The sequence below is a fragment of the Porphyromonas sp. CAG:1061 genome, assembly GCF_000435035.1.
In the GTDB taxonomy this organism is placed as follows: domain Bacteria; phylum Bacteroidota; class Bacteroidia; order Bacteroidales; family Porphyromonadaceae; genus Porphyromonas_A; species Porphyromonas_A somerae.
Genome location: NZ_HF988913.1, coordinates 38,038 through 50,662 on the forward strand (window position 1 = coordinate 38,038; position 12,625 = coordinate 50,662).

General features: G+C 44.9%; 7 protein-coding genes and 1 pseudogene. 1 reads left to right on the top strand and 7 read right to left on the bottom strand.

Annotated elements, in window-relative coordinates:
* Positions 1-544: pseudogene (locus tag QVO39_RS04750) on the bottom strand (acetyl-CoA hydrolase/transferase family protein); the annotation flags it as partial.
* 604 nt (positions 545-1,148) lie between these two features.
* On the opposite strand from QVO39_RS04750, the gene QVO39_RS04755 reads away from it, so the two are divergent.
* A complete protein-coding gene (locus QVO39_RS04755) occupies positions 1,149-2,171 on the top strand; it encodes an acyltransferase family protein (RefSeq protein ID WP_021903229.1) in 1,023 nt (340 codons plus the stop codon).
* A 392-nt stretch (positions 2,172-2,563) separates the two neighbouring features.
* Here the strand turns inward: QVO39_RS04755 and QVO39_RS04760 are convergent, their stop codons facing one another.
* The 6 genes from QVO39_RS04760 to trmB all read right to left on the bottom strand — a co-directional run bounded on the left by QVO39_RS04760 (position 2,564) and on the right by trmB (position 12,340).
* The gene (locus tag QVO39_RS04760; RefSeq protein ID WP_021903230.1) at positions 2,564-5,401 is read right to left on the bottom strand and encodes a M16 family metallopeptidase; all 2,838 of its coding nucleotides are present in this window, start codon (positions 5,399-5,401) and stop codon (positions 2,564-2,566) included.
* Between the two features lie 223 nt (positions 5,402-5,624).
* Positions 5,625-8,180 carry an adenosylcobalamin-dependent ribonucleoside-diphosphate reductase gene (locus tag QVO39_RS04765; protein WP_021903231.1) on the bottom strand — a complete coding sequence of 852 codons (2,556 nt, stop codon included), beginning with the start codon at positions 8,178-8,180 and terminating at the stop codon, positions 5,625-5,627.
* A gap of 343 nt (positions 8,181-8,523) precedes the next feature.
* The gene (gene mscL, locus QVO39_RS04770; RefSeq protein WP_021903232.1) at positions 8,524-8,955 is read right to left on the bottom strand and encodes a large-conductance mechanosensitive channel protein MscL; all 432 of its coding nucleotides are present in this window, start codon (positions 8,953-8,955) and stop codon (positions 8,524-8,526) included.
* Positions 8,956-8,980: 25 nt separating this feature from the next.
* Positions 8,981-10,402 (bottom strand): Na+/H+ antiporter NhaA, encoded by a 1,422-nt coding sequence (gene nhaA, locus QVO39_RS04775; RefSeq protein ID WP_021903233.1) that lies wholly within the window; start codon positions 10,400-10,402, stop codon positions 8,981-8,983.
* A 46-nt stretch (positions 10,403-10,448) separates the two neighbouring features.
* Entirely contained in the window at positions 10,449-11,564 is a 1,116-nt protein-coding gene (locus QVO39_RS04780) for an Mrp/NBP35 family ATP-binding protein (RefSeq protein ID WP_021903234.1), read from the bottom strand.
* Entirely contained in the window at positions 11,561-12,340 is a 780-nt protein-coding gene (gene trmB, locus QVO39_RS04785) for a tRNA (guanosine(46)-N7)-methyltransferase TrmB (RefSeq protein ID WP_021903235.1), read from the bottom strand. The genes QVO39_RS04780 and trmB overlap by 4 nt, the downstream gene beginning before the upstream one ends.
* Positions 12,341-12,625 lie beyond the last annotated feature (285 nt).

Here is a 12,625-nt window from a genome sequence, read left to right on the forward strand (position 1 = left end):
GTGCTGGCGAGGCATGGGTCACCAAAATATCTATCTCCTCTGCCTTTAGGAAGTTATCGCCACCAATATAGGGTAGCTCGGGATTGACTACCGCCAATACCCGCTTGGCACATCGAGCTGCTGGCAGAGTGTAGTCCGAGGAGAGGCTACAGCTATACCGTCCTTCGGCATCGGGTGGGGTCACTTGCACCACTGCCCAATCGGGCTGAAAAGCCCCTCCCTCAGCAAAGAGCATCGGCACTTGCGAAAAATGTCGGGGGATAAAGTCGGCACGCCCCTCTCGCACTGCATTACGCATCGCCGCACCACTCAAGAAAGGTGAGCAGACCCGCATGTGCTGCTCCATACCAGGCACTAAGTGCACCGCCTCTCCAAGGTAGATCAAGTGGAAAATCTGCAACTGCTTGAAGCGGTCGCACTGTCTTACTAATTCCTCCATCACACAATTGGGGGTCACTGCTCCATGACCCAGCACCACCTTGGAGCCATCTGCTATCTCCGCCACCGCCGCACTAAGCGACATCTCTCTGCATCTACTCATCATCAAATGTTATTAGATTAGTTCAAAAATAGTATATATAATGTGTATAGGTTTCTTGCGTAAAAGCTACTTTAAGCCTTGCTTTTTCTTCAAAATTAACGACCCCACAATCAACACCGCATAAAGCATCATTCCACCGGCTGTCACCCCAAAAAGGAGGGGAGAGCTGTCATGTGAGAGATAGAGCGAAATCAAGAAGTAGAGCAAAAAGAGCAGGCTTCTTGCTCCCTTTATGATGAGCGGTTCGTGTTTCCAATAGGTCATGATCAACGTCGGAGGATAGAAAATGGGGAGGTAAAAATACCCGTATATTTAATAATGAAATTAGTCTTTGAGAATGGCAACTTGCCTCCTAATCCTACCACTAACCGCAAGGTACCTATCTCACAGACTACCTAGTGGCAAGTTACAAAAAAAACTCCGATTGTGCAATAATGAGCTACAAATTGTTTTGCCAATACCCTCAAAGCCAATTTAATGTACTATGTTATATGCCAATCAGATATCTCCCTATGTAGTAGCATAATAAAAGCTTGCCTTCTTAGTTCTGCTTAATTCCGTCAAAATAGATTAGCTTTGCAAAGAATTACTAACTGAATATCTTTGGATGATGGGAAAACGTGATGTTACATTTGATATATTGAAGGGATTTGGCATCCTATTAATGGTACTAGGTCATTACTTTACAAGTGAATCAATAATTAGAGTCTATATCTATTCTTTTCACATGCCGCTATTTATGCTTATTAGTGGCTATTTTTATAAGCCAAAGGAGGTGATGATTCAAGTGAGGAGGGATGTCAGGAGTCTCATCGTTCCTTATCTGTTTGTTTGTATTGTTATTTTCATTAATCGTTTAGTACTGAATAATGAACCCTTTTGTGAGACCTTAAAAGCTAACCTATATTCCTTTCTTTGGGCAATGCCTATAAACAGCCAATTGGGACAAATGAATATCTTAAGTGTTGGACCATTGTGGTTTTTGTTGGCGATCTTTTGGGTGAGATTTCTATACAACGTGCTCTTTCGTAATTTCAAAGAATGGACCATGGCTATTGTGGTGGTCGTCTCGCTAGTTGCAATGTATCTCAATGCTTTCGTAACGCTTCCCCTTGCTCTATTGGCTGGTTTTACCAATCTGCTTTTCTATTGTATAGGGCATCTGATTAGAAAATATCAAGTGCTAATTTACCTTGATAAGCACAGCTGGACGCTCATTTTGGCATTAGTTTTTTGGCTATTAATGGGTCGTAAGTCACAATTAAATGCTTCATATCAAACGTTATATCTCGCTTATCCAGTTGAGATTATCACCGCTTTGGCTGGCACCTATCTATTTTATTCGTTATCAAGGTTGGTTGCAGCGAAAACGGATTTTTTGAGTAATCAGTTGGTTCTATGGGGAAAGTACTCGTTGGTGGCTCTTTGCTTTCACGCGATGCCACTCTTTGGACTTAAACGTTGGGTCAATGAGGTGACCATAATGATTTATCAATCACTAAATGCTCCGCTTGTGGGCACGTCAATACCTAATTTAATGCTAAGTTTAGCTATCCCTTATTTGGGCGTGTTGTTTGCACCAAAATGCAAATGGGGAAGAGCACTCTTTAATATAAAAGTGGCAGAGTAATTGTCAGTGACCACTTAAAACCTAAGTCTCACTTCGTTCGTCATTCTCGTGTAATAATGAGGGAGCTAAAATCTGAATTGTAATGTGCTGAAATTCAGTATTATAAATTGGTGCTTGCTTTAGTTGCAACTCAGCAAAAGTTTAGTTGCATCTCGCCGATTGCTTAGTTGCAACTCACCGATTGCTTAGTTGCATCTCGGCAAATGCTTAGTTGCAACTCAACTTTTGCCCTCATATCCCATTAGTTTATGAAGGTCCATAGAACGGTCTTAAAGTGCTTGTAGTTGGCAAAGTATTTCCTTAGATCGCCTTGGTACAAAGTCCCAAAACAAATAAAGCTCGACTGGTATGTGCCAGCTGAGCTTTATCTGCATTATATATGGGGGTGTCGCTTATTTCTCTACAGTGACGCCGATCTGCTCTAGGTAACGGCCGTTGGCAAGAATATCCTTCAACGCATTGCGTATATCATCAATAGTGATGCTATCAAGTGTCTCAAGATAATTGTCGTAGGCATTGTCGTTATTGAAGTAGTAGTCTACAAGGATATTCATCCAGTAGCTATTCTCTCTTTGATTTTGCTCGTAGCCCTTCTTCATATTGAGGACGGTCTTATTGAAGTACTCGTCGATATTGATGGAACCCTCAGCAATCTGATTGAGCTCGCTCTTTACCTTAGCATTGAGGTGGTCGAGTTGCTCAGGATTGGTCTGGAAGAATACGAGTAAAGACTCTTCGCCCTTTGGAGCTCTGCTGGTATTGCTCTGTACAGCTACTCCATAAGTGCCACCCTCGTCTTCTCGGATACTCTTGAAGAACTGCTGGCTGAGTACCTCGCCAAGGATATCGATAATCATATTCTCCTTCAACTCATAAGTACCGTCTTTCACAAATAGACCTAGTGAAAGTCCCATAGGGGTAGTTGCCTTTAGCTCCATTTTCTCTTGGTGGCTATTCTTGGCTTTGGCAAAAGCCTTTGACGACTGGTCGGGCTCTACGGTATGATTGCCTGGTAGACCACCAATGTAGCGAGCTACTAGAGGTAGTACCTTTTCTTGGTCAAAGCTACCAACTAGGAAGAAGGTGAAGTCACTTGCATTGGCAAACCGAGTCTTGTAAGCTTCTAGCATCTTCGCATAGTCTATCTGATCGAGATCTTCGGCTTGTAGCTTATAAGTGAGGTCGTTATCTGGGTAGATAAGTCGTGAAGTGTTATCCCAGAAAGCAGTTAGCGGGTCAGCAGCACTTGCCTTGAGCATTGCTTTTGACTTTTCGATGGCTGACTCAAAGGCCTCAGTATCACTTCTAAGAGAGGTCATATTGAGATAAAGAAGCTGGAACATCGTCTCAATATCCTTATCTGATGATGAACCATTGACCCACTCCTTGACTTCGGATACACCAGTGTTGGAAGTAGCTACCTTACCAGCCAATACCTTCATCAGGTCTGTAGCACTAAACTTATCGAGCCCACCAATAGTGGCGTATTGCCTTGAGGCACGGGTATTGATGCTACCTATTTCGTTGGCATACTGTAGATATCCACCGTGGCTTACGCCATAGATGCGAATATCATTTTTCTTATAGTCGGTAGGAAGTACATATACCTTTGCCCCATTGCTGAATGTCCACAAGGTAGCACCAAACTTAAGGCCTGTTTGCTCTGAAAGAAGCTTGCCTGGCTCTGGCAGATTTTCCATCAGCTCTACGCCAGCAAACTCATCTGTGTAGGCTTCAACCTCTTGCTGGAGTGCTTTATTGTATTGCTCTAGCAGCTCAGCCTCTGTAGGGTATTTAACCCCCTCCTTTTCAGGAGCCATAAGGGTAACCACTAGGTTCTTAGGCTCTGTATACTGCTGGTAATACTGATTGATGAGCTCTAAAGTAAAGCCTTGAGCAAGGTTATTCATCAATTGATACTCTACCTCAATTCCAGGGATATAGCCACCCTTGGTGAAGTAGTCGCTATACTCATCGGCGTAGGAGGTATTGGTACGGTTATCCTTTGAATTCAGAAGGTTTTCGTATGTACTGATCAAGTCTGCCTTGGCACGCTCATACTCGGCTGCTGTGAAGCCGTACTCCTTGGCACGCTTCATCTCGGCAACAATGGCATTAAGTGCCTCCTCGGTACGCCCTTCGTGAGCGATCGCGATGAAGCTAGCTTCGTCTTCGGTAGGAACAAATCCCATCACAGAGCCCATGGACATCCCTGCATACACAAATGGTGCATTGGGTTTGTGGGCAATGTCGGTGAAGCGGTCATTCATCATGCTCGTGATGATGGAAGTGACATAATTCATTGCAGGCCCTACTGCAGATGCCTTTAGCTCTCTTGGAAGTGCATCGGTGGAGTAGGAGAATGAGATCATAGTCCGAGTGGTCTCAGGATCTGTCACCACAATACCAATGGGTGCTTCACGATCTGGAACCTCTAAATACACGCGCTCAGCAGGATTAACTGGAGCCGGCATATCTGCAAAAGTATCTTTGATCTTTTGCTCTACATAATCTACATCTACATCACCTACGATTACCAATCCTTGAAGATCGGGACGATACCACTTGTGGTAGTAGTCACGTAGCTCTTGGTAGGTAAAGTTGCGAATAACATCCATGCTTCCGATAGGAAGCCTGTGGCCATAACGAAGGTCGGGGAAGGTCTTCTTGAGCATGGTGGTCATGGTACGCATGTTGCCATCTTCGCTCTGTCGCCACTCCTCTTGGATCACACCGCGCTCGTTGTCGATTTCTTCGTCAAGAAGTGCAATGCCATCGCTCCAATCTCTTAGGATCAAGACGCAAGAATCAATAACAGAGGTGTCGCTCACGGGTGCATCCATAATGGTGTACCTTGTCTCCTCAAAAGAAGTATATGCATTGAGCTCAGCACCGAATTTCACGCCGATACTCTCAAGGTAATTGATCATCCCTTTACCAGCAAAGTGGCGAGAGCCATTAAATGCCATATGCTCTAGGAAGTGTGCCAATCCTGATTGGTTGTCTTCCTCCTGCATTGAGCCTACACGCTGCACGATATAGAAGTTGGCACGCTCTTTAGGCTGTTGGTTGTGGCGAATAAAGTAGGTAAGCCCATTTGGTAACTTGCCAACTCGCACATCTTTGTCAATAGGAAGTGGTGCTACTTGATCTTGGGCTGAAGCGACTGAAAAGCCACTCAGCAGTGCGATTAGTAAAGCACTAATCCATACTTGAATTGTTTTGTTCATCACTTAAATCATTATGTTATTTACTGATTACTATTCTGCTAGTTGCCTTCCCCCACTTATCATTGGCACAAATTTATATATAAATCTTGAGATTTTCTCCTCTCAATATGGATGTTGAGCTTTATTTACATTGAATGCTATAAAATAAAAATAGCTGGTTCATCAGATAGGATCTCTGAATGAACCAACTACTTTCATTTACAATGATATTTGCTGAATGCGATCAACCGCACTTGGAGTTACCGCAGTTTTGACAGATAAGGCAACCCTCTTGGTAGACCAAATCTTCTGAACCGCAGTTGGGGCATTTCTGCCCAGTTGCTTTTTGACCTGTAGCGACATACTTGCGAAGTGCACGCTCAACACCATTTTTCCAAGTGTTGATGGACTCATCATTGAGCTCCATTCCTTGTACTAGTGCAATCACCTGGTCAATAGGCATTCCGTAGCGAAGTACTCCACTGATTAGCTTGGCGTAATTCCAGAACTCTGGATTGAACTTAGTGTCGAGTGCTTCACAAGTCACCTTGAGCCCTCTCTTATTGCTATACTGGAAGTCGTAGTGCTTGGTGCCATCAGGGTCATAAGCCTTGATGATTAAGCCCTTATTGATGCGCTTGGGGATATAAAGCCCCTCATCCTCGTCGTCGATACCGGTAAAGATCTCGTAGGGGCGACCATCTACTAGACCGATGAAGGCGATCCACTTCTCCTTATTATTTTGGAAGCGAACAATGTCGGCCTCTAGCTCGGTGGGTCGCTTTTGTGGCATTTTGAATGGAATGGAGGTAGTATCCTCTGCTTCGGCTGGGGTGCTCTTTTTCTTAGGCTCCGCAGCGACTAATACTCCAGTCCTCGACCCATCACGATAGATAGTACAGCCCTTGCAGCCCTCACTCCAAGCAGTAATGTAAAGCTCATTCACGAGTGCTTCATCTACATCATTAGGAAGGTTCACGGTAACGCTAATAGAGTGGTCCACCCACTTCTGCATCTGACCTTGCATACGGACCTTGGCCACCCAGTCAACGTCGTTGGAGGTAGCCTTGTAATAAGGCGACTTTGCTACAAGGTTATCTATCTCTTCCTGGCTATAGTCTTTATCAGGGTCATAGCCATTAGCCTTCATCCAAGTCTTGAAGTGGTGGTGGTACACGATGTACTCCTCCCACTGGTCGCCCATCTCATCAACGAAGGTGGGCTTGGAATTCTCTAGCTCATTGCTATTGACTTTACGGCGTCTCTTGTATACAGGCATAAACACTGGCTCAATGCCGGAGGTGGTTTGAGTCATAATACTGGTGGAGCCAGTAGGTGCAATGGTGAGGCAAGCGATGTTGCGACGACCATACTTCACCATGTTGTCGTATAACTTAGGATCGGCCGCCTTAATACGCAACATCATCGGATTATTCGCCTCACGCTTGGCATCATAGATCTCAAATGCCCCACGCTCCTTAGCCATATTAACGGAGCTTTCATAAGCGCTCAAAGCCAAGGTCTTTTGTACCTTCACTGCATGCTCGGTGGCCTCTTCTGTGCCATAGCGTAAGCCCAGGGCAGCCAACATATCCCCTTCTCCAGTAATACCTAGTCCTGTACGGCGTCCCATCAAAGTCTTACGTCTGATTTTTTGCCAAAGCTCCATCTCAGTACGCTTGATATCGTCACCCTCGGGGTCGCTTTCAATCTTCTTAATGATTTCATCGATCTTTTCGCTCTCGAGGTCGATAATGTCGTCCATGATCCTTTGGGCATAGCCAATGTGCTCCTTGAAAAGATCAAAATTGAACTTCGCCTTATCTGTAAATGGATTCTCAACGTATCCATAAAGATTAATGGCTAATAGGCGGCAACTGTCATAAGGGCAGAGTGGAATCTCTCCACAGGGATTGGTGGAGATGGTCTTGAAACCTAAGTCGGCATAGCAATCGGGCAGTGATTCCCTAATGATCGTATCCCAGAATAGCACTCCTGGCTCGGCACTCTTCCATGCATTGTGGATGATTTTATTCCACAATTCACGAGCTTTGATAGTCCTCTTTACTTTCGGATCGCTTACCTCAATCGGGTATTGTAGTGTGTACTCTCCATCCTCCACCACAGCCCTCATAAATTCGTCGCTGATGCGGACCGAAATGTTGGCGCCAGTGATCTTGCCCTCCTCTAGCTTTGCATCAATGAAAGACTCACTATCGGGGTGCTGAATAGAGACAGATAGCATCAAAGCTCCACGGCGCCCATCCTGAGCCACTTCACGAGTGGAGTTGGAGTACCTATTCATAAAGGAGGCAAGACCCGTAGAGGTCAGTGCAGAGTTCTTTACAGGTGAACCCGCAGGACGTATATAGGAAAGGTCTTGACCAACGCCACCACGTCGCTTCATCAGCTGCACTTGCTCCTCGTCCATCTTGAATATACCGCCATAGCTATCGCTAGGTCCGTCCATACCAATCACAAAGCAATTGGAGAGCGACGCCACTTGGAAGTTATTGCCAATCCCAGTCATAGGACTTCCTTGTGGCACAACATACTTGAAGTGGTCCATTAGCTTAAAGATCTTCTCCTCGCTAAGGGGGTTGGGGTACTTAGCCTCGATACGAGCAATCTCAGAGGCAATACGATGGTGCATATCGGTAGGCGTGCACTCTAGTAGCCTCCCCTTCCCATCTTTCAGTGCATACTTAGAGCACCACACTTTTGTGGCAAGCTCATCGCCCTTAAAGTACTCAAGTGTAGCTTTAAAGGCTTCATCAAAGGTGTAATACTTCTTTTCCATTTGGTGCTATATGTTTATATCTAATTATAGGCTATTAAAACCTAGTAAGTCAGTCAAGTGTATGAAAGATAAGCATTGAAGCGTTCTCCATTTTTGCAAACAAAGATAACCGAATTATCTCACAAGTTGACCAGAATTAACCATTATATTTGTGCGAAAGAAGTATATATTGTATGTTATAGCGACTATAGTTGTTGATTATCAGTTGAATATAATGTATTTGTCTATAACGAATTGGGAGGTTTAATGGATTGTAGTATTGTGACGAGTTGTCCAAAATAAAAAGTTGCCACAACACCGAGTGGTGAATTGTGGCAACTTTGTGATAGAATTATAGTTGGTCTTATTGCTTCTTAAGTAGGTCTCTAATCTCCTCAAGAAGGACTACATCATCGGGCTTAGCTGCTGGCTTCTCTGGCTCTTTTGGCTTCTCCTCCTCCACAGCTCTCTTCAGCTGATTAATTCCTTTCACCATCGTAAAGATCGCAAATGCAATAATTAGAAAGTCCACCACAGTCTGTATGAATGATCCATAGTTGAGGGTTACAAGTGGCTGAATTACTTCGCCCAATTCATTCACCTGCTCAGATTGAAGTACCACTTTCAAGTCTGAAAAGTCTACCCCACCAAGAAGTAAACCGATAGGTGGCATTATTATATCATTCACTACCGATGATACGATCTTGCCAAAGGCACCACCGATGACTACACCGACAGCCATATCTAGCACATTGCCTCTAGATACGAACTCCTTAAACTCTTCAAAAAACGCCATAAAATTACTTTTAACTTGTTGATAATTAATGATTGCTTGCTAGGTAGTCCTTGTACTCTTGGCTTGCTGCCCCTCGTCCCTTTTTCGATTCCCATTTAAGGATAGCACTCAATACCAATACTCCTACAATACCCGACACCAGTGTACCGATAATGATGCCGAGCTTAGCCATATTGAGGTATTCAGCTGCCTCGGCTCCTATCCCTTGATAAGCCAGAGCTGCAAGGAATAGAGAAACAGTAAAGCCAATACCACCAAATATTGATATGCCAAATACGTTGGCGTAGGTGACACCAGGGGTCAGCTTTACTAGTCTTAGCTTGGTAGCTAGGAAAGTGAAACCGAATATACCAATTGTCTTCCCGACGAAAAGACCTACAGCAACGGCAATTGCTACACCTATCGCAGCCGAACCTGTCATTTCCCCAAAAGCGATACCGGAGTTGGAGAAGGCAAATAGAGGTAGCACTAGGTAATGCACCCAAGGCGATACCTCGTGTTCCATAATCTGCACTGGTGAGATGGTGCGTTGTATTCTTCTTTGAGTCACCTGCATATCACCTATGTAGTCGTCATCAAGAAAATCTTTTTGTACATAGCCCTCCTGTTTTGATGTCGCCACATGGATATCCAGTCGCTTCATATCCTCCTCAAGATCTTTTGGATGAATCGTTGGCTTATGTGGAATAACTAGGGCGAGTAGCACCCCCGCAATCGTGGAGTGGATACCAGAGTGCATAAAGAAGGTCCACACAATAAATAGAAGGATATAGTAGGTCGAGCTCTTAGTCACTCCATTTTTAGAGAAGAGGTAGGCGATGATAATGGTCGCTATACCCAATGCCAAGGGGATCCACTGAATTCCAGATGAGTAGAAGATAGCGATTACTAGTATGCCTGCGATATCATCTACCACCGCCAACGCCATCAAGAATAGCTTGAGTGTCACTGGCACACGTTTTCCCAGTAGCCCGAGTACTGCTAGCGAAAAGGCAATATCTGTAGCCATAGGTATAGTCACACCTCTCAGGGCGATAGGGTCTTGATTTTCTATCGCCAAGAATAGTAGCACCGGCATAATGATACCACCGCATGCAGCAAGCGTTGGTAGCATCGCTTTCCGCACGGAGCTGAGGGAGCCATTGACCATTTCTCGCTTAATCTCTAGCCCCACACTAAAGAAAAAGAGCACCATCAAGGCATCATTGATAAACTCCGTGAGCGTCATGGTACGGCCATGAACTTGGAAAAACTTATAGCCTCCAATCTCTAGATTAACTGGAGCATCCAGAATGCGTGTGTAGAGCCCCGATAGAGATGAATTGGCAAATATGATGGCCAATATTGCTGCGGAAAACATAAAGACAGAGGGATTAATTCCTCCGATCCATTTGGTAAAGCGTCTCAAGGGATTCGTCCCTCGTATGGCTGTATCAACTGTTGGCATTGGATTCTTTATTTATATATGTGTGTGTATTACTATTGTGTTTGCTTTATCTATGAGTGATTTCCACCTTTGATGTAGGGGGAAACTCCGAGTTCCTCGCTTCCACGGCAGCGACTAAATTATCGGCAAGGTTGTGAAAAGCGATGCCCATAATCGCATCATCTCTAGTGGCAATCGGATCGCCACTGTCTGCTGCCTCCCGTACACTCTGTACGAGTGGTATCTGCCCTAGTAGCTTTACCCCAAGTTCTTCAGCCATTATCTTACCCCCATCCTTGCCAAAGATATAGTATCTATTTTGTGGCAACTCGGCTGGAGTAAACCACGACATATTTTCCACCACACCGAGGATAGGTACATTGATCTTCTCGTCACGAAACATACTGATTCCTTTTCGAGCATCATCGGTGGCTACATTCTGCGGAGTGGTCACCACCACCACACCGGTTAGCCCTAGCATCTGAATAAGGGATAGGTGGATATCAGAGGTGCCGGGAGGTAGGTCAATTAGCAGATAGTCTAGCTCACCCCAATTGCCCTCTCTAATCAATTGCCCCATCGCATTCGAAGCCATCGTCCCTCGCCACACAATAGCATCCTCCTTATTCACGAAAAAACCTATGGAGAGCACCTTTACCCCATATTTTACTGGGGGGTCAATCAGCTCCTTGCCATCCACTTCTACCAGGACGGGACGGCTCCCCTCCAAGTGAAGCATCCGAGGAATAGAAGGACCATAGATATCGGCATCTAGTAGGCCCACTTTATACCCTGCTTTAGCCAAAGAGACTGCCAGATTGGAGGTCACTGTGCTTTTGCCTACACCGCCTTTACCACTATGAATGGCTACAACATTCTTCACATAAGGAAGGATTTTATCCTCTGCCGGTGCGGGTGGAAGCTCAGGAAATATCGGTGTGATATTACCTTTTATTTCCATTGACTCATCCACCTGGCTCAATAACACAGACTCGGCTGTCTTAATCACTGACTTATAGAAAGGATCCTTCGCCTTCCTGAATCGGATTGAAAAGGAGACCTTATTGCCTTCGATCTTTATGTCGTTCTGCACCATACCGCTGGAGACAATGTTTTCATTTTCCCCAGGGTACGTAATTGCCTTTAAGGCATCCAATATATTTTGTTCTGTAATTCTACTCATATCTTTTGATTCGTCTGATTCATTGTGTTACGTGCTTCTCTACCATAGCTCCGATAACTATCCCATGGCACCTCTTCTGTCGGCTCTATAGGGGTGTGTGAAAGATTGTCCAAAGCTATTTTCAGATACTTAATAGAGATGCCCCTTCCCCTCCACTGACTCTCGTAGTAAGTTTGAATGCGTCTTAGGTCTGAGGTCTCACTAACCTCTTCATCAATATCCTTGTGGCACTCCAAAACTTCTAGGCCGTTGTGCTTCGCCACCAGTGAGGTATAGGTAAATAAGAACTGGCTATCAGTCTTTAGGTGGAGTAGTTTGGGGCTACGTAATATCTGCTTGTATTGCATCAAAAAGTGGGTAGAGGTGAGTCGCTTACGCACCTTGCGCATCTGTGGATCGGGAAAGGTGAGCCATAGCTCACTCACCTCACCATCGCCAAAAAAGGAGGTCAATGACTCTATCTCTGCACGTAGGAAACGCACATTCCCCAGCCCCTCTCGGTGGGCAGTGGTGGCACCACTCCACATCCGGTTCCCTTTGATATCAATACCGATATAATTGTTTTCGGGATGATTGCGGGCGAGCTCCACTGTATACTCCCCCCTACCACACCCAAGCTCAATAATAATGGGGTGGTCGTTGCCAAAGACTTTCGTGCCCCACACCCCACGATAAGGGAAACGCCCCTCCAAGCCCTTGAGGACCTTGTAGGGATACTGAAGCACGTTAGGCAAAGCATCCAGCTCTGCAAACTTGGTTTGTTTATTCTTACTCATTCGTTAAGGATAACAAATAGTTCTCAAAGGCAAACTTACCAAAAATACCCCTATCTCTACGTATAATAACCGACATTAATACCTAGAAGGGTAGGAGACTCAGAGGTTATACATTAGGATATCTTGTCGAGTGGTATTCATCGGAGTATCTATGGGTAAGGATGTCGAGAGGATCTTTAGGAGTATCGGGATAGACTACTCTTCTAGAATGGCGAGCCATTGAAGTTCCTCGTAAAATAGTCTTATCAAGGACAAAAAACTATCTTTAGTCACCTTCATAAAACT